Raw genomic sequence first — 16,917 nt, forward strand, 5'->3', positions numbered from 1 at the left:
GCGTCGCCGTGGCGGCGCAGCGCGGCGGGGTCCACGAACAAGTAGGTGAGGGCCGCGTTTTCGAGGAATAGCCGGCCGCCGGGCAGCGCCGCCGCGTAGCGGGCGCGGGCGTCCCACTGGCCTTTGTTTTCGATGAATTCGAGCCCGGCCGGGTTGGGGGCCGACCGGGGCGCCACGGCTGGGCGCGGCGCGGCGCCCAGCGGCGCCGGGGCCAAAGCAGCGGCGCCCAGCAGCAGGGCTCCGCAGTACACCAAGTAGCGTTGTTTCATAGCAAGGAAGGGTGGGGTAGGCAGCGCGGCGCCGGCCCGCCAAGGTACCTTTGCCACTCGTTAAAGAATTCGTTGTGCGCCGTTCGTTCGCTTTCAAAATTACACTTTTAGCGCTGGTCTGCTCGTACTCGCCATTGCCTGCGCGCGGGTGCCGGCGGGCACCTGGTGGCCGGCCGTTTTTGGGGCCCTCACGACGCCCGGGGCCCTGCTGCTGACGGCCGCGCTGGCCCTGTACTGGCTGCGCCGCGACTGGCGCGTGGCCTTGCTGCCAGCTGTGGCGCTGGCCCTGTGCTGGCCCCACGTGCAGCGCGGCCTGGCCCTGCATTTAGCTGGTGGCCGGGCCGATTTTGACCAAGGCACCGCCACCAACCAGGGCCCCAACCCAACGTTTTTGCCTCAAGAAGTACCCGGGGCCCTGCGCCTGCTATCGGCCAACGTGCGTATTTTCAACGTGTACGCCGAACTGCGCGACCCGGACTTTACTTCTTCCAAAGCCTTTATTACTTGGCTGGCCGACAGCCCGGCCGACGTGCTCTGCCTCCAGGAATTCTACAACGAGCCGCGCGGCTCGCGTGAAAACGGGATGGTATTCCGCAGCGCCGAGCGGCTGGGGCCTGGCAGCGGGCGGCACGCGTTCGTGAGCACAAGCCTCACCAACCGCATCGGGGCCGAGTTTGGGCTGGCGATTTTTTCGCGCTTCCCCATCGTGCGGCGCGGCACCATCCCGTTCGGCAAACTTAGCCAGAACCACGCCATGTGGGCTGACCTGGCGCGGCCCGGGGGCCCCGGCCAGCTGCGCGCCGACACCATTCGCGTGTTCAACCTGCACCTGCAAAGCATGAGCTTGGCCGAGGGCGACATCGTGGACGCTTCCACCACCAAGGCCGGCCTGCGCGACAAGGCCCCGGGCCTGCTGCGCCGCTTCCGCAACGGGGCCGTGGCCCGCGCCCGGCAAACCGACACCGTGCTGGCTCGCGTGCGCCGCTCGCCCTACCCGGTGCTGCTGGCCGGCGACTTCAACGACCTGCCCTACTCGTACCCCTACGACCAGTTTGCCGGGGCCCTCACCAACGCCTGGGCCGCCACCGGCCTCGGCCTGGGCGCCACTTACCACGGCCGCCTGCCCGGCCTGCGCATCGACCAGCAGTTTGCCAGCCCGCGGTGGCAGGTGCTGGGCTGCCGCGTGCACGACGAGATTTTGTGGTCCGACCATTTTCCGGTCGAAGCCCTGTACCGGCTGGGGCCCCGGTAACCCCTCCCCCGCTTCCAAAGAGGGTGCGTTCACCGATTCAGGTACTGGCACCCCTCCCTTTTGGGGAGGGGCCGGGGGAGGGGTAATGCGGGGCCACGCAAAATGCCGAACTTTGCGCCGCGCGCCGCCCCGACGAAACGATCCGCCCCTGGGGCCGGTTGCTCGCTTTCCGATTCCCCTGACCTGCAATGGCCCTTTCGCTTTATAATACGCTTACCCGCGCCAAGGCGCCCTTCGTGCCCGTTCAGCCGCCCGTGGTGGGCGTGTACTTGTGCGGGCCCACCGTGTATAGCGAGGCCCACCTGGGCAACGCCCGGGGCCCCGTGGTGTTCGACGTGCTGACGCGCTACCTGCGCCACCTCGGCCACACCGTGCGCTACGTGCGCAACATCACCGACGTGGGCCACCTCGAAAGCGACGCCGACACCGGCGAGGACAAGCTCGCCAAAGCCGCCCGCGCCCAGCGCCTCGAACCCATGCAGGTGGCCCAGCACTTCGCCAACCGCTACCGCGCCCACATGGCCCAGCTCGGCTGCCTGCCGCCCGACATTGAGCCCCAGGCCAGCGGCCACATCACCGAGCAAATCGGGCTGGTGGAGGAAATCATTGCCAACGGCCTGGCCTACGAGGTGAACGGCTCGGTGTACTTCGACGTGCCCAAGTACGACGCCGAGCACGACAAGGCCGGGCGCTACGGCAAGCTCTCGAACCGCAGCATCGAGGACCAGCTCGCCGGCACCCGCGACACGCTGGCCGGCCAGGACGAGAAGCGCAGCCCCCTCGATTTTGCCCTCTGGAAAAACGCCTCGCCCGAGCACATCATGCGCTGGCCCTCGCCCTGGGGCGAGGGTTTTCCCGGCTGGCACCTCGAGTGCTCGGCCATGAGCCGCAAGTACTTAGGCGCCGAATTCGACATCCACGGCGGCGGCCTCGACCTGATGTTTCCGCACCACGAGTGCGAGATTGCCCAGAGCCAGGGCAGCCACAGCCACACCGACGAGGCCCGCGTGTGGATGCACAACAACATGATAACCGTGGGCGGCGCCAAGATGAGCAAGTCGACGGGTAACTTCATCACCCTCACCAACTTGTTTGTGGAAGCCACCGGTGGCCTCAGCCAGGCTTACTCGCCCATGGTGGTGCGCTTCTTCCTGCTGCAAGCCCACTACCGCTCGCCCGTGGACGTGAGCGACGACGCCCTGCAAGCTGCCCGCAAAGGCTACCGCAAGCTGATGAACGGCCTGCGCCTGCTGCCCAAGCTGGAAGCCCCCGCCGCGCCCGCCGCCGATGGGGCCCCGGCCGACACCGCCGCCGGCGACGCCGAGCTAACCAAGCTCACCGCCGACCTCTGGGTAGGCCTGGACGACGACCTGAACACGGCCCGCAGCATCGCGGCGCTGTTCAACTTGCTGCGCAAATTCAACGCGCTGGCCACCGCGCCCGCCGCCCGCGCCGCCGTGAGCGACGCCGCGCTGCACGCTGCCACCGCCGCCTACCGGGCCCTGGTGACCGACGTGCTAGGCCTGCGCGACGAGCCCCGCGCCAACGCCGAAGAGCTGCTGGCCCTCACGCTGGGCTTCTACTCCGAAGCCAAGGCCGACAAAGCCTACGACAAGGTGGACGTCATCCGCGCCGCCCTCAAGGACCAGGGAATCGTCATCAAAGACACCAAGGCCGGCGTGGAGTGGGCCTACAGCGAAGAATAGGGCCCCGGTTACCTGTCATGCTGACGAAGGAAGCATCTTCTCCCGTTAGCCTTTGTTACTAGTTTTTGCTGAGGTGAGCAGATGCTTCCTTCGTCAGCATGACAAAATGATTCAATGGATGCCGCTGCCTTGTTTGCTGGGCGCTGCCTGATTTAACCTTAACCCATGCGTTTCCTTCGCCTTCCCCTGGCCGCTTTGGCGGGCCTGCTGCTGCTCACCGCCTGCCCCAGCAAAACCCCCGACGCCGGCACCGACGCCGGGGCCCCCGAGGCGGCGCTGCCCAAGGCCCCGGTGTTCAACGCTGATTCGGCCTACGCCTTCACGGCCAAGCAGGTGGCGTTTGGGCCCCGGGTGCCCAACTCGAAGGCCCACATTGCCTGCGGCGACTGGCTGGTGGCCAAGCTCAAGGGCTACAAAATGAAGGTGTTGCAGCAGCCGTTTGACGCCATGACGTTTGACGGCACCAACATCCACGGCCGCAACATCATCGCCCAGTTCCAGCCGCAGGCCGCGCGCCGGGTGGCCATCTTCGGCCACTGGGACACGCGCCCGTTTGCCGATGCCGACAAGCTGCACAAGAATGCGCCCATGGACGGGGCCTCCGACGGGGCCAGCGCCGTGGCCGTGGCCCTGGAAATGGCCCGCGTGCTCAGCCTCCAGCCCGACAGCCTGGCGCCCACCGTGGGCGTCGATTTCATCTTCTTCGACGCCGAGGACTGGGGCTACGAAACCACCACCCAGGCCGACCTGAAGGACCAGCTGGAGGAAAGCGCCACCACCTCGTCGTGGTGCCTGGGCTCGCAGTACTGGGCCGCCCACCTGCTGCCCGCAAACTACAAGGCCGAGTACGGCGTGCTGCTCGACATGGTGGGCGCCAAGGGCGGCACCTTCACCCGCGAAGGCACCTCGCGCGAAAACGCTCTGGGGCCCCTGAACAAAATCTGGAACACCGCCGCCCGCCTTGGCTATTTCGATTACTTCCGCTACCAGGACACCGGCGGCATCACCGACGACCACGTATTCGCCAACAAAGCCGGCGTGCCCACCATCGACATCTACCACTACAACAACAGCGTGGACATCTTCCCCGCCTACCACCACGCCACCGGCGACAACATGAGCATCATCGACCGCAAAACCCTGAAAGCGGTGGGCCAAACGATGCTGCAAACCCTGTACGTGGACTGATTTTTTCGTCGTGTTTTAAAGAAAAAAGCTCCGTCAACGCGGGGCTTCTTTTGTGCCTCTCGGAACCTTACCCCCGGCCCCTCTCCTGCGGAGAGGGGTGCCAGTACCTGGATGTCGTAAGCTGACCAAGCAAATTGAACGCACCCCTCTCCGCAGGAGAGGGGCCGGGGGTGAGTTTCCCCCAGAGCCCCGTGCTCACCACCTAATACGCCAGCCGGGCACCGCCAGCGTCCACCGTCAGGGTTGCTTCGCGGCCCACCACCAGGGCCCTATTATCGGCTTCGTGGCCCACGGCGAAGCCGTAGCCGACCGGGAAATTATGTAGCTGGGCGTAGTTGTTGATGATTTCCAGGGCCGTGTGGCCGAAGGGTACGGCGTTGTCGTGCATCTGCGAGAAGTGGCCCACCACCAGGCCCGCCAGGCCCGCCAGCTGGCCGCTGCGGTGCAGGTGCAGCAGCATCCGGTCGATGTGGTAGAGGTACTCGTCGAGGTCTTCGATGAACAGAATCCGGCCCGCAAAGCTGGCCTGCGAGCCCGTGCCGGTGAGCGTGTGCAGCAGGCTCAGGTTGCCGCCCACCAGGGCCCCGGTGGCCGTGCCGGGCCGGTTCAGCGGGTGCGCCGGGGCCCCCAGCCCAGCATCAGTCTCGCCAAATAAGGCGCGGCGCAGGCTTGCCAAAGCTTCTTCGCCGCCGGGCTGGTTGAACAGCACCGGCACCGGGCTGTGCAGGCTGGCGAAGCCCCGGCGCAGCAAGTGGCAGTTGAGCACGGTGACGTCGGAGAAGCCGGCCACCCATTTTGGGCTTTGCGCAAACCGTTCAAAATCAAGCCCGTCTACGATGCGGGCGGTGCCGTAGCCGCCGCGGGCGCAGAAGATGGCGCGAATGCTGGGGTCGTCGAGCTGCTGCTGGAAGTCGCGTCGGCGCAGGTCGTCGTCGCCGGCAAACTGGTGGTTTTCGGCCCCAATGCTCGCGCCCAGCACCACCTCCAGGCCCCAGCCGGCGAGGATGGCCAGGGCCCCGGCGAGGTCGGCGGGCGGCACTTTGCGGGCGGGGGCCACGATGGCCACGCGCTGGCCGGCTTGCAGCGGCGGCGGAAAAACAATCGGCATAACGAAGCTTTAAACAGTCGGGCAAAAGTAAACGGGTTGTCAGTTGCTCGTTATTGGTTGCTCAGCAATGGGTTATTGATAAACTGACAACTGGCAACGAGCAACTGGCAACTAAAACAGGCCCGCAAAATAGTGGCCGCCCGGTGCCCGCCCGCGGCACCCGCCCGCCGGGGCCCCGTTTGCCCCAGGTACCCCGCCGCTTCTGCCATGAAAATCCTGCCTTCCCTCGCCGCCGGCCTCGCCGGGGCCCTGGCCCTCACCGCCCTCCACGAAACCGTGCGCCGCCTGCGTCCCCACGACGCGCCCCGCATGGACCTGCTCGGCGAGCGGGCCCTGCGCCAGCTGCTGGCCAAAGCCGATGCCGACCAACCCGACGACCAGGAAGCCTACTTCCTCACCATGGCTGGCGACGTCGTTGGCAACGCGCTCTACTACAGTCTGGTGGGCAGCGGCCCGCACGCCCCGCGGCGCGGCTTGCTGCTGGGCCTCGCCGCCGGCGTGGGCGGCGTGGTGCTGCCGGGCCCCTGGGCCTGGGCACCGCGCCCAGCGCCCGCACCCCCCAAACCCAGGCCATGACGGTGGCGTGGTACACCGTGGGCGGCGTAGTGGCCGGCGCCGTGGCCCGGGCGCTGCGCCGGCGGCGTTAGGGGTTCGGCCGGCACTTCCGCCGTTATTCATGCGCCGTGTGCCACCTTGCGGCGGCGCACGCCAAAGTGCAACCCAGCAGGCCGTTAATCACGTCTATTCACGCTTTTTTCTTCTGATAATGAAAACAACCTTACTCTTGCTGGCGCTGTGGCTGCTGGCCGCCGTGGGCCCCGCCGCCGCCCAAATCGATACCACCCGCGCCCGCTACTACCAGCCCGTGTTTGCCGGCGTGGACGTGGCCAGCAACGTGGCCTACGGTGCGGCGCCCACGTACACCGGCGCGGCCCAATCCTTGCTGATGGACATTTACCAGCCCGCCGGCGACACGGTGAAGCGGCGGCCGCTCATCATCTTTGCCCACCAGGGCGGCTTCTTCATCGGCTCCAAAACCGACCCCTACATGGTGGCCATCTGCACCCGGCTGGCCCGGCTGGGCTACGTCACGGCCAGCATCGAGTACCGCCTGGGCTTCCCCGTCACCGGCTTACTGGCCCCGGCCGATACGGTGGGTGTGGCGCAGGCCGCAGTGCGCGGCATGCAGGACATGAAGGCTGCCGTGCGCTTCTTCCGGAAAGACGCAGCCACCACCAAAACCTACCGCGTGCACGCCGACTACATTGCCGTGGGAGGCTCGTCGGCCGGGGCCTTCATGGCCCTGGAAACCGGCTACTTAGATAAAGCCAGCGAGGTGCCCGCCTACGTGGGCCTGGCCGCGCTGGGCGGCGTGGACGGCCAGAGCGGCAACCCTGGCTACAGTGCCGCTGTGCTGGCCGTGCTCAACCTGAGCGGGGCCACCGAAAACCCCAGCCTCATTGAGGCCGGCAACGCGCCGCTGTGCAGCGTGCACGGCACTGCTGACCGCACGGTGCCCTACCTCCAGGGCAAAATTGGCTCGGTGCTGCCCCCCAAGTACGTGTACGGCAGCGGCCGCCTCAACCCCCGCGCCGCGTCCCTGGGCATCCCCAACACGTTGCGCACCCTCAAGGGTGCTCCCCACATTCCGTTCGAAACCAACGCCGCCTACGCCGATACGGCCTTTTGGACGATGCGCGACTTCCTACGGCCCCTGCTGCGGCAAACTGGCACCGTGCTGGCCGCCCGCGCCACCACCCAGGGGCCCCAGGCCCAGGCCTACCCCAACCCTGCCACCGATGCCGTGCAGCTAAGCATCCCCGCCGCCTGGCGCCAGCTCGGCGAAGCCCAGCTGCTCGACATGACCGGCCGCGTAGTGCGCCGCCTCGACCCCCATACCGCCGACCTGCGCGTGGCGCGCGGGGCCCTCACCGCCGGCGTGTACTCGCTGCGCTTCCCCGGCCAAGCCCCGCTGCGCATCGTGTTCGAGTAGTAGCAAGCGGCGCTGCTAGGCGATTTTGAATGAAGTAAAGGGGGCAGACAAGCTGCCAGAATAAGACTTTTAAGGCTAGAGAGCGGTCAATTACTTTTCCTTGGTTTCTGGGTTTTATCTCTTAACATAAAACCAGTTACCGGACAGGTCTGGGAAAAGTGTTAAGTTTAGGCTCACTTGTTCACTATCATTAAAATAGCATTTTTCCAGTCACAAACCTTCTTTTAGGCCTGATTTAAATTCTTCGATTATTCGGTAATTAATCGAGCTGTATCGGTTGTTTAAACTGGGTAAGCACAACCTTGTTGACAGTGGGCCAATTAGTTAGCACTAGAAATCTACCTTGATTCACATTGGCTGTTAAGGTGCTCGGGCGGCCGTTGACAGCGACAAGTAGCGAAAGCTTGAGCGAGTGCGTGAAACGTTGTCGCTTTGCTACCCTGCCCACACTATCCACTAGATACAGTGTATCCCTCTCATAGTGAAGGCTCACTTGCTTACTAATGCCCGAAACCACGTTCGTATTTAGCACAACCTCTTGTAAGACAGGCAATCCATTTAAAGATAACGAAACAGTATCCTGCGCGAAGCCTGAGCCAAACACAATATAAAAGGGTTTAACAGCAGACCTATGCGCAGGAGTTAGGCCGAAAGTAATCGGCAGTACAGCTGCTGCAAGTAGCTGTAAGGCTGGCTTGATAGTCATCTATAGAGTAGTGAAAGCACGTTGTAAGTAGTCACGCGAAAAGTAGACAATGAGTGCTAATGCCAGAGAGAATAAGGCTGATTGTCGTATCAAACAGTCTACCAGAAGCCTTTTTACATCTTGTGAACGGTCGTTTACAACACGTAAAATATTATACGCCCCGCTAAAAGCTTCCCCAGGGCCCTAACGATTACGCCGCCACGCCCAGCGCCTCCAGCAGCCGTTGTTTCTGAGCCTGGAAGTCGGGGGCGGTGCGGCGGCGGGGGCGGGGCAGGTCCACGTGGAAGGTGTGGTGCACGCGGCCGGGGCGGCTGCGCAGCACCACCACGCGGTCGGCCAGCACGAGGGCTTCCTCCAGGTCGTGGGTGACGAGCACGAGAGTGTGGCGGTCGTCGGCCCAAATGCCGAGCAGGTGCTCCTGCAAGTCCATCTTCGTGAACGGGTCGAGGGCGCTGAAGGGCTCGTCGAGCAGCAGTAGGTTCGGGCGTGCCACCAGGGCCCGGGCAATGGCCGCCCGCTGCGCCATGCCGCCCGAGAGCTGCCGCGGCCACGCACCGGCAAAATCGGCTAGGCCCACCCGGGCCAGGGCCCCGGCGCTGCGGGCAGCGCGCTCGGCGGCGGGTAGGTGGGCAATGCCGAACTCCACGTTCTGGCGCACCGTGAGCCAGGGCAGCAGCCGCGGCTCCTGGAACAGGAAGCCCACCGCCGGGTGGGGCCCCACCACCGGGGCCCCGTTAATCAGCACGCGGCCGGTGCCGGGCGCCTCCAGCCCCGCCACAATGCGCAGCAGCGTGCTTTTGCCGCAGCCGCTGGTGCCCACCAGGGCCACGATTTCGCTGGGCTGCACCTGGAGGCTCACGTCTTGCAACGCCACCACCTGGGGCCCAAACTGCTTGCCAAGGTGCTCGATGCGCAGCATAAGGTTGGTATTGTGATGTTAAAAAATTGTCATCTTGAACGCAGCGAAGGATCTGATGAGAAGCAGAACGATTCGCAGTAATTATGGAGTCACTGCGCGCTGTTTGGCTGTCCTCAGATCCTTCGCTGCGCTCAGGATGACAGACGGTTCATTGCCTATTCAGCTCCTCAGCCCTGCTCGCTGCCGTGCGTGTCTTGCCAACGGAGCAGGCGGCGGCTGAGCCAGGCCAAGCCCGCGTCGGTGGTGCGGCCCAGGATGGCGAAGAGCAGGATGCTGGCCAGGATGGTTTGGGGGCGGCCGGTCATCTGGCCGTCTACCAGCAGGAAGCCCAGGCCCTTGTTGGCCCCCATGATTTCGGCGGCCACCACGAACATCCAACCCAGGCCCAGGCCGTTGCGCAGGCCCACCAGGTAGGCCGGCAGCGTGGCCGGCAGAAACACCCGCCGCACCAGCGCCAGCCCCGAGAGCCGGTACATGCGGCCCACCTCCACCAGCTTGCGGTCCACGCCCTGCACGCCGCTCATCAGCCCCAGGTACACCGGAAAAAACACGCCCACGGCAATCAGCACCACTTTTGAGGTTTCGTAAATGCCCATCCAGAGGATGAACAGCGGCACCCAGGCCAGCGACGGGATGTTGCGCACGCCTTGCAACAGCGGGTCGAGCAGGCGGCGGGCCAGCGGCGCGTAGCCCGTGAGGGCCCCCAGCGCCGTAGCCGCCAGGCTGCCCAGCGCGAAGCCCGCGCCCACTCGCGCCAGCGTCAGGCCCAGGTGGGGCCACAGCTCGCCGGTGCGGGCCAACTCGGCAATGGTGCCCAGCACTTTGGATGGCGCAGGCAGCAGGTTGGGCGGCAGGGCCCCGGTGCGGGCCAGGATTTCCCACAGCGCTAACAGGGCCAGCGGCAGCACCGCACCCAGCGGCCACTGCCAGCGCCGCGGCGCGCGCGGGGCCGCTGGCAGTGGCCGGGCGGCTGGGGCCGCAGTGCGAACCGCGAGCGGCGGCAGGGTAAGCGTGGAATCGGACATAACTAGCGGAAGTGGATAGAAGGGGTTTACAGCGGGCCCCGGGGCGGACTGCCAGCTTTTCGCGCTGCCCGATAATTGAGAGGAGGCAATTGGGGGCCCCTAGAAGCGGTTTGCTGAAGGATTCAACGACTACCGGGCAGCCGGCGAAAAGCCAGTAGCCTTAGCGCGCCGCCACGGCCGCGGGTGCAGCGGGCAGCTTGCTCACGAATTGCGGGTCAACGAGCGCCTTCAGGGTTTGGGCCACGTCCACGCCGGCTTCGATGGTACCGGTTTTCTTGAGCACGTCGCCGGCCGCCGCGATGGTGGCCAACTGCGGGGTCCCAAAGCTGTTGACGGTGAAGTCGGTACGAGCCAGCTGCTTGGCGGCCACGGCTGGGCTCAGTTTGGCCGCGTCGGCCAGAGTTTGCTGAAGCTCGGTGGGGTGTTGCTGGGCCCAGGCGCGGGCCTGCTCGTAGGAACGCAGCACGGCATCTACCAGGGCCGGGTGGTCCTTGGCGAAGGCTTCGCGCACGTTCAGCACGCCGTAGCTGTTAAAGTCAGGGTTGCGGTAGAGAAGCTTCGCGCCTGACTCCAGCTCGGCTTTGGCCATGTGCGGGTCGAGGCCGGCCCAGGCGTCCACATCGCCTTTTTCGAGGGCGGCGCGGCCGTCGGGGTGTTGCAGCGGAATCAGCTCAATGTCCTTCTCGCTCATCCCCGCCTGGTCGAGGGCGCGCAGCAGAAAGATGTATGGATCAGTGCCTTTGGTAGCGGCCACGCGCTTGCCCTTGAGCCCAGCCACGGTCGTTATGGTCGATTGGGGCCCCACGCACAGCGCCGTCCACTCGGGCTTCGAGTAGATGTAGATGGCCTTGAGCGGGTTGCCGTTGGCGCGGGCCACCAGGGCCGCCGCGCCGGCCGTCGAGCCGAAATCGACGCTGCTGCCGTTGAGGAATTCCAGCGCCTTGTTGCTGCCCTGGCTCAGCACCCACTCCACCTTGATGTTCTGCTTGGCGAGGTCTTTTTCCAGCCAGCCTTGCTGCTTTAGCACCAGGCTGAGCGGATTGTAGTAGGCGTAATCGAGGCGCACGGTTTCGGGCGCGGTGGCGGCACTGGTACCGTTACTGCCGCTGCCACAGCTGCTTAGCAGCCCGGCCACGGCCAGCACTACGCACAAAAAGACCCGCGGCCCGCGCAGGGCCGGTATGGAAAAGAAGTTCATGTTGGGAGTAATGAAAGGGGAGAATGCGGCTGGGGCCTCGGCCGCTACTGCGCCAGGGCCGGCGCGTAGAACCGCTCCAGCCGCTGCGCGATTTGCACGGTTTCCAGCAAAAAGCCGTCGTGCCCGAAGCCCGAGTCCAGCTCGGTGTACAGGGCCCCGGCAATACCCTGGGCCAGCTCCCGCTGCTCATCCACGGGAAATAGCACGTCGGACGTGATGCCTAATACCAACGTGCGCGCCCGCACGGCGGCCAGCGCCGCCGGTACGCCCCCGCGGTGGCGGCCCAGGTGGTGGGTATCCATGGCCCGGCCCAGCGCCACGTAGCTGTAAGCGTCGAAACGGGCCACGAGCTTGTCGCCCTGGTAGCGCTGGTAAGTGCTGGCGCGGTAGTCGCGCAGGCGCGGGTCGTCGTCGGCCTCGGTTTGGGTGGCGGCGTAGGCGGCGTAGCTGCGGTAGCTGAGCAGGGCAATGGCGCGGGCGGCCCGCAGGCCCTCGTCGCCGCCGCCGGGCTCGTTGGCGTGGTAGGTTGGGTCGGCTTCGATGGCCAGCCGCTGGGCTTCGTTGAAGGCAATGCCCCAGGCCGAATGCCGGGCGTTGGTGGCAATAACCACCAGGTGGTCAAACACCTCGGGTTGCGCTACGGCCCATTCCAAAGCCTGCTGGCCGCCCAGCGAGCCGCCAATCAGGGTGTGGATGCGGTCCAGGCCCAGCTCCTGGCGCAGGGCCTCGTGGGCCCCCGCCAGGTCGCGGATGGTGAGCAGCGGGAATTCCTGGTAGCGCGGCCGGCCGGTGGCGGGGTCGGGGCTGAGCGGGCTGGTGCTGCCATAGCACGAGCCCAATACGTTGGCGCACACGATGAACCAGTCGGTGGGATCGAAAAAGCAACCCGGCCCAAACAAGCCCGGCCACCAGTCCAGCACGTCGGCGTTGGCCGTCAGGGCGTGGCACACCCACACCGCGTTGTCGCGGGCCGCGTTCAGCTGGCCCCAGGTGCGGTACGCCACGTGGGCCCCGGCCAGCACGGCGCCGCTCTCCAGCGGAAACGGGTCGGGCAATTCAAAAATGTGTTCGGGCATGGCCATGAGGGAATCGAAACCTATTCAACCTAAAAACCCAGGGCCCCAACGGCTACCGTCCGGGCCCTGAGTGTCAGGCACGTTGCGCGTCGGCGAACTATACCTCCAATGGCTGCGCGTGCTGCGCCGCAGGCTCGGGGATGGACTCGTCGGTGTGGCCGTCGCCCTTAGGCGTGGCCTGAACGGCGGCGGCCAGGGCCTGGGCCAAGTCGGCGGTGATGTCGTCGATGTGCTCGATGCCGACCGACAGGCGCAGCAGCGTGGGCGTGACGCCGGCCACGAGCTGCTCCTGCTCGCTGAGCTGCTGGTGCGTGGTGGCCGAGGGCTGGATGATCAGCGTTTTGGCATCGCCCACGTTGGCTAAGTGGCTGATGAGCTTGAGGTTATCGATCAGGGCCACGGCCGTTTCCTTGGTGCCGTGCAGCGTGAAGGAGAGCACGCCGCCGAAGCCACGCTTGAGGTACTTGGCCGCGTTGGCGTGGTGCGGGCTGCTGGTCAGGCCGGGGTAGTTCACGTTAGCCACTTCAGGCTGCTTTTCGAGCCACTGGGCTACTTTCAGGGCGTTTTCCACGGTGCGCTCCACGCGCAGGCTCAGGGTTTCGAGGCCTTGCAGCAGCAGGAACGAGTTGAAGGGGCTGATGGCGGGGCCGAAGTCGCGCAGGCCCTCCACCCGGGCCCGGATGGCGAAGGCAATGTTGCCAAACGGCCCGTTTTTGCCGAATACGTCGTTGAAAACCAAGCCGTGGTAGCCTTCGCTGGGCTCGGTGAACTGCGGGTACTTGCCGTTGCCGAAGTCGTAGGTGCCGCCGTCCACAATTACGCCGCCCACGCTGGTGCCGTGCCGCCGATCCACTTCGTGGCCGACTCCACCACGATGCTCGCGCCGTGCTTGAGGGGCTGGAACAAGTAGCCGCCCGCGCCAAACGTGTTGTCCACCACCAGCGGAATGTCATGCTTGTGGGCCACGGCCGCAATGCGCTCAAAGTCCGGCACGCTGAAGCTGGGGTTGCCAATCGTTTCCACGTACAGGGCCTTGGTGTTCTCGTCAATCAGCTTCTCAAAGCCGTCGGCATCGTCGCCGTCCACGAAGCGGGCCTCGATGCCCAAGCGCTTGAAGGCCACCTTGAACTGGTTGTAGGTGCCGCCGTACAGGTACGAGCTGGCCACGATGTTGTCGCCCTGCTTGAGGATGTTGTTGAGCGCAATGAACTGCGCCGCCTGGCCCGAGCCCACGGCCACGGCCGCCACGCCGCCTTCGAGGGCCGCAATGCGCTGCTCGAAAACGTCGGTGGTGGGGTTCATCAGGCGGGTGTAGATGTTGCCGAACTCCTTCAGGGCAAACAAATTAGCGCCGTGCTCCGCGCTTTTGAATACGTAACTGGTGGTCTGGTGGATGGGCACGGCCCGCGACCCAGTGGTGGGGTCGGGAACTTGGCCGGCGTGGAGTTGGAGGGTTTCGAAGTGCAGGGAAGCGGACATAAAAGGGGAGGGTTGAAAAACCGTAAAAACCTAAAGGAGAGGGGGAAGCTGAGGGAGCCGGGGGCCCTGGAGGCCGCGCCGGCAAGCAAGAAAGCCCGTGTGGTTGAGGTGGGCCAAGGCCCCAGTGGGTGCCCAGCGGCCCGGCGCGGCCCAGCCGGCCGCTACCCAAAAACCAATGGTAGGAAGTGGTGGGCAGCGCCCACAGCATCAGCCTAGCCGCAACAACACGGGCCCCAACAACACATTCGCATTCGAATGGCCAACGCCAAAAAGCCCAGCACCGGCAAGGCCGGCTGGGCAGGGAGGGTCGAAGGGGAAACGAGGGGGTTATTCATGGCACTCCGGTTATATTTCCCGCAGCGGCCGGAAGGCCGAGGGGTAGGAAGTGGCACCTTTCGCGCGGTCGAAGGTTGCCAGCGGGTCGTAGAGCCTAATCTCTCGCCGCTTCTGTATAAGATGAAACGCTGCACCGCCGCGAGGGGGAGCGTACCGGGTTGGTAATCGCAAATATAGAAGCGAAAAATTTGCTTCTGCAAGAGTGGCGTTAAATTTTTCGCCGGCAGGCCCAAAAAAGCCCGGACCAAGAGCCCGGGCTTTTCTTGCCTTTTTTCTGCAAAAAAGTACCTAGATACTAGGTAGGGTCAACACCTGGCCTACTTCGATAAGGTCGGGGTCGTTGCCGATGAGGTCTTTGTTGGCCTCGTAAATCTGGTGCCACTTGGTGCCGTCGCCGTAGTGGTTTTTAGCAATTTTCGAAAGGGAATCACCGCTCACCACCGTGTAGGTGTTAGCATCGGTGCTGCCGAAGAGGCCGTCGGCGCCAGCAGCGGGCTGGGGGGCATCGACGGGCTTTTTATCACCTTCGGTGTTCAGGAAATCCATCAAGCCCATGGCGTGGGGTGGGGGTTAGGTGAAAAAGGGGGTAAAACGCTGCCGGGGCCCCTTCAGGCGGAGGGTTGCGGCAGTTGGCGGTTTTTACGCACCGATAAGCATAGAAGTTGTCAAATAAACTATTTAATTATCTTCCCGTAAGCAGGGCAGCCGGCACGGGCCGGCGCTTCACCCTCCATACTATTACCCCCTACACCTTTCATGAAAAACTCCCAATTGGTTGCCCGTTCTTTCCTGGCCAGTTTCGCTTTACTGCTCTCGCTGTTTGTAGTAGCCTGCGGCAACGACAAAGGCAAAGTAGAAGCCGTGAACATGCTGTACGGCACCGATAGCAAGGTGTGGAAAACCGCCAAAGAAACCGACGCCACTGGCGACAAAGTGAAGCAGACCGATGTCCAGAAGCAGGAGGAACTGCGCATTTTTTCCAACGGCAACTATACTATGACGAGCGCTGCTGAGTCCGTTTCGGGCAAATACACCTTCGACCAGGCCGCCAAGACCATCATGATGACGCCCACGGGCGCTACCGCCGGCAACCAGTTCACGGTGGAAACCCTCACCGACGACAAGCTGACCCTGGTGGGTACCAGCGGTGCCAAGCTGATGCTGGAGAAAGAGTAATTCTTGCTCCCAATGCTGTGAAAACCCCGCGCCGGAATCGGTGCGGGGTTTTTTTGTGGCCAGGCTGGTGCAGCGGACACGCAGAAGATGGTTCTTTGCGTTTGGTATTATGCTTGGTTTAAATTTTCTTTTCGCTGAAAGAATGATGTGGTTCCGAATGTTGCTACTGTGGAGCGCGTGCCTGGGGGCCGCCGGAGTGCGGGCCCAAGCGCCGGGGCCCCGGCCGGTGCCGGCGCGCGCGCTGCGCAGCCTGAGCCCAGCCGATACCTCGTTTGCGGAGCTGGAGTTTCTGCGCTCGGAAATTGGCGGGGCGCGGGTGGTGTTCCTCGGCGAGCCCACCCACGGCGAGGGCAACGTGCTGGCGGCCAAGGCACGGCTGGTGGCGTTTTTGCAGCAGCGCATGGGCTTCACCACGCTGGGCATGGAGAGCGGCTTCTTTGAGCTGCATAAGGCCCAGCAAAGTATTGCGGCGGGCAAGTCGGTGGCTAAGAACCTGCGCAGCAGCGTGTTTCCGGTGTGGACGGCCACCCAGGAATTTCAGGCCGTGGGCCCCCTGCTGGGCCCCGATGGCCTGCGCCTGATGGGCTTCGACCCGCAGCTGAGCGGCGACTACAGCGACGATTTGGCCGACGACCTGGAAGATTTCCTGGAGAGCGAGAAGGGCGCCGACGCCGTGGACTACGATCTGCTGGGCGACGTGGTGGACTACATGGCCGCGCACTACGCCGTGCCGCCGGCGCCCAAACCGGCCGAGTTTGAGGCCGTGCTGGCCCAGGCTGACCGGCTGCTGGGCAAGGCCGCCGGGGCCCCGCCGCCAGCCGCCGCACCGAGGCCGCCTTCTGGCAGCAGTGCCTGCGTAGCCTGGGGGCCCTGGCCCGCGACTACGCCGCCCACGACCCCAGCGCCAAAACCGCCGCCACCTTCGTGGCCGCCGACAGCAACCCGCGCGACGCCCAGATGGCCGACAACCTGCTGTGGTACCTGCGCCAGCACCCGGCCGAAAAAGTGATTTGCTGGGGGGCCCTGCCGCACTTCGCCAACCGCGTGGAGGTGCTCGGCAGCGAGGAGCTGCGCGCCTACCAGCCCATGGGCCGCGCCGTGAAGGCAGCCTTGGGCCCTAACCAAGCGTACATTCTGGGCACGCTGGCGGGTGGTGGCACGCACGGCCTGGTGGGTACCGAGGGCGTGCCCGTGACCCCGCCCGCCGCCGGCACCCTAGAGGCCGAGCTGCTGGAAAAGGCTGCGCCCCTGGTCTTCGTCAGCCTGAAGCACGACGCCCCCGGCTTGCAGCTTACCACCTACGCCTTTGACTACCAGCCGCTGGCGGGGCCCTGGAGCGAGGTGGTGGACGGCTTTTTATTCTTCCGCAGTGTGGCGCCGCCGCAGCTGGCCGCGCCCGACACCGCCGCCGGGGCCCCGGCGATGGCCGCTATGCCGGATACCACTGCCGCCGCCGTGGCGGCCCGTACCGTGCCGCCCCGGCTCG

General features: G+C 65.1%; 14 protein-coding genes, 1 pseudogene and 1 riboswitch. Of the genes and pseudogenes, 7 read left to right on the forward strand and 8 right to left on the reverse strand.

From position 1 onward, the window contains the following. The coding region (locus BEN49_RS01370; RefSeq protein WP_204376025.1) for a DUF7948 domain-containing protein at nucleotides 1-269 on the reverse strand (269 nt) is incomplete at its 3' end. Nucleotides 270-387: 118 nt separating this feature from the next. On the opposite strand from BEN49_RS01370, the gene BEN49_RS01375 reads away from it, so the two are divergent. From BEN49_RS01375 to BEN49_RS01385, 3 genes are all read left to right on the forward strand, one after another. Then, on the forward strand, nucleotides 388-1,521 hold the full coding sequence (locus tag BEN49_RS01375) for an endonuclease/exonuclease/phosphatase family protein (protein ID WP_083325659.1): 1,134 nt from the start codon (nucleotides 388-390) through the stop codon (nucleotides 1,519-1,521). A 188-nt stretch (nucleotides 1,522-1,709) separates the two neighbouring features. After that, a complete protein-coding gene (cysS, locus tag BEN49_RS01380; protein ID WP_070739699.1) occupies nucleotides 1,710-3,227 on the forward strand; it encodes a cysteine--tRNA ligase in 1,518 nt (505 codons plus the stop codon). A 165-nt stretch (nucleotides 3,228-3,392) separates the two neighbouring features. Then, entirely contained in the window at nucleotides 3,393-4,415 is a 1,023-nt protein-coding gene (locus BEN49_RS01385; RefSeq protein ID WP_070739702.1) for a M28 family peptidase, read from the forward strand. A gap of 202 nt (nucleotides 4,416-4,617) precedes the next feature. Here BEN49_RS01385 and BEN49_RS01390 read toward each other — a convergent pair whose 3' ends face one another. Continuing rightward, nucleotides 4,618-5,523 carry a S66 peptidase family protein gene (locus tag BEN49_RS01390; RefSeq protein WP_070739705.1) on the reverse strand — a complete coding sequence of 302 codons (906 nt, stop codon included), beginning with the start codon at nucleotides 5,521-5,523 and terminating at the stop codon, nucleotides 4,618-4,620. A 207-nt stretch (nucleotides 5,524-5,730) separates the two neighbouring features. On the opposite strand from BEN49_RS01390, the gene BEN49_RS01395 reads away from it, so the two are divergent. Then, complete coding sequence (locus BEN49_RS01395; RefSeq protein ID WP_317040378.1) at nucleotides 5,731-6,099, forward strand: hypothetical protein; 369 nt, start codon at nucleotides 5,731-5,733, stop codon at nucleotides 6,097-6,099. Between the two features lie 190 nt (nucleotides 6,100-6,289). Continuing rightward, entirely contained in the window at nucleotides 6,290-7,516 is a 1,227-nt protein-coding gene (locus tag BEN49_RS01400) for an alpha/beta hydrolase fold domain-containing protein (RefSeq protein WP_070739707.1), read from the forward strand. A gap of 896 nt (nucleotides 7,517-8,412) precedes the next feature. Here BEN49_RS01400 and BEN49_RS01405 read toward each other — a convergent pair. The 6 genes and pseudogenes from BEN49_RS01405 to BEN49_RS01430 all read right to left on the reverse strand — a co-directional run bounded on the left by BEN49_RS01405 (nucleotide 8,413) and on the right by BEN49_RS01430 (nucleotide 14,810). Continuing rightward, on the reverse strand, nucleotides 8,413-9,141 hold the full coding sequence (locus BEN49_RS01405; protein ID WP_070739710.1) for an ABC transporter ATP-binding protein: 729 nt from the start codon (nucleotides 9,139-9,141) through the stop codon (nucleotides 8,413-8,415). A 167-nt stretch (nucleotides 9,142-9,308) separates the two neighbouring features. Further along, nucleotides 9,309-10,166, reverse strand: coding sequence for an ABC transporter permease (locus BEN49_RS01410; RefSeq protein ID WP_070739713.1), 858 nt, complete (start codon nucleotides 10,164-10,166; stop codon nucleotides 9,309-9,311). Between the two features lie 160 nt (nucleotides 10,167-10,326). Then, nucleotides 10,327-11,364 carry an aliphatic sulfonate ABC transporter substrate-binding protein gene (locus BEN49_RS01415; protein ID WP_070739717.1) on the reverse strand — a complete coding sequence of 346 codons (1,038 nt, stop codon included), beginning with the start codon at nucleotides 11,362-11,364 and terminating at the stop codon, nucleotides 10,327-10,329. A gap of 44 nt (nucleotides 11,365-11,408) precedes the next feature. Beyond that, complete coding sequence (locus BEN49_RS01420; protein WP_070739728.1) at nucleotides 11,409-12,440, reverse strand: homoserine O-acetyltransferase family protein; 1,032 nt, start codon at nucleotides 12,438-12,440, stop codon at nucleotides 11,409-11,411. 97 nt (nucleotides 12,441-12,537) lie between these two features. Next, a pseudogene (locus tag BEN49_RS01425) lies at nucleotides 12,538-13,919 on the reverse strand (O-acetylhomoserine aminocarboxypropyltransferase/cysteine synthase family protein). Nucleotides 13,920-14,261: 342 nt separating this feature from the next. After that, a riboswitch (SAM riboswitch) is annotated at nucleotides 14,262-14,377 on the reverse strand. 166 nt (nucleotides 14,378-14,543) lie between these two features. Beyond that, nucleotides 14,544-14,810: a LysM peptidoglycan-binding domain-containing protein gene (locus BEN49_RS01430; protein ID WP_070739719.1), complete on the reverse strand. Its 267-nt coding sequence runs from the start codon at nucleotides 14,808-14,810 to the stop codon at nucleotides 14,544-14,546. Nucleotides 14,811-15,011: 201 nt separating this feature from the next. On the opposite strand from BEN49_RS01430, the gene BEN49_RS01435 reads away from it, so the two are divergent. Together BEN49_RS01435 and BEN49_RS01445 are read left to right on the forward strand one after the other, a co-directional pair. Beyond that, a complete protein-coding gene (locus tag BEN49_RS01435; RefSeq protein ID WP_070739722.1) occupies nucleotides 15,012-15,431 on the forward strand; it encodes a hypothetical protein in 420 nt (139 codons plus the stop codon). A gap of 870 nt (nucleotides 15,432-16,301) precedes the next feature. Continuing rightward, the coding region (locus BEN49_RS01445; protein WP_239691767.1) for an erythromycin esterase family protein at nucleotides 16,302-16,917 on the forward strand (616 nt) is incomplete at its 3' end.

It is taken from the genome of Hymenobacter coccineus (assembly GCF_001816125.1).
GTDB lineage: Bacteria > Bacteroidota > Bacteroidia > Cytophagales > Hymenobacteraceae > Hymenobacter > Hymenobacter coccineus.

Coding starts and splice junctions, on each gene's coding strand:
- BEN49_RS01390 (WP_070739705.1), bottom strand. CDS start 5,523: ATGCCGATTGTTTTTCCGCCGCCGCTGCAAGCCGGCCAGCGCGTGGCC.
- BEN49_RS01410 (WP_070739713.1), bottom strand. CDS start 10,166: ATGTCCGATTCCACGCTTACCCTGCCGCCGCTCGCGGTTCGCACTGCG.
- BEN49_RS01385 (WP_070739702.1), top strand. CDS start 3,393: ATGCGTTTCCTTCGCCTTCCCCTGGCCGCTTTGGCGGGCCTGCTGCTG.
- BEN49_RS01420 (WP_070739728.1), bottom strand. CDS start 12,440: ATGCCCGAACACATTTTTGAATTGCCCGACCCGTTTCCGCTGGAGAGC.
- BEN49_RS01400 (WP_070739707.1), top strand. CDS start 6,290: ATGAAAACAACCTTACTCTTGCTGGCGCTGTGGCTGCTGGCCGCCGTG.
- BEN49_RS01395 (WP_317040378.1), top strand. CDS start 5,731: ATGAAAATCCTGCCTTCCCTCGCCGCCGGCCTCGCCGGGGCCCTGGCC.
- cysS (WP_070739699.1), top strand. CDS start 1,710: ATGGCCCTTTCGCTTTATAATACGCTTACCCGCGCCAAGGCGCCCTTC.
- BEN49_RS01415 (WP_070739717.1), bottom strand. CDS start 11,364: ATGAACTTCTTTTCCATACCGGCCCTGCGCGGGCCGCGGGTCTTTTTG.
- BEN49_RS01405 (WP_070739710.1), bottom strand. CDS start 9,141: ATGCTGCGCATCGAGCACCTTGGCAAGCAGTTTGGGCCCCAGGTGGTG.
- BEN49_RS01435 (WP_070739722.1), top strand. CDS start 15,012: ATGAAAAACTCCCAATTGGTTGCCCGTTCTTTCCTGGCCAGTTTCGCT.
- BEN49_RS01430 (WP_070739719.1), bottom strand. CDS start 14,810: ATGGGCTTGATGGATTTCCTGAACACCGAAGGTGATAAAAAGCCCGTC.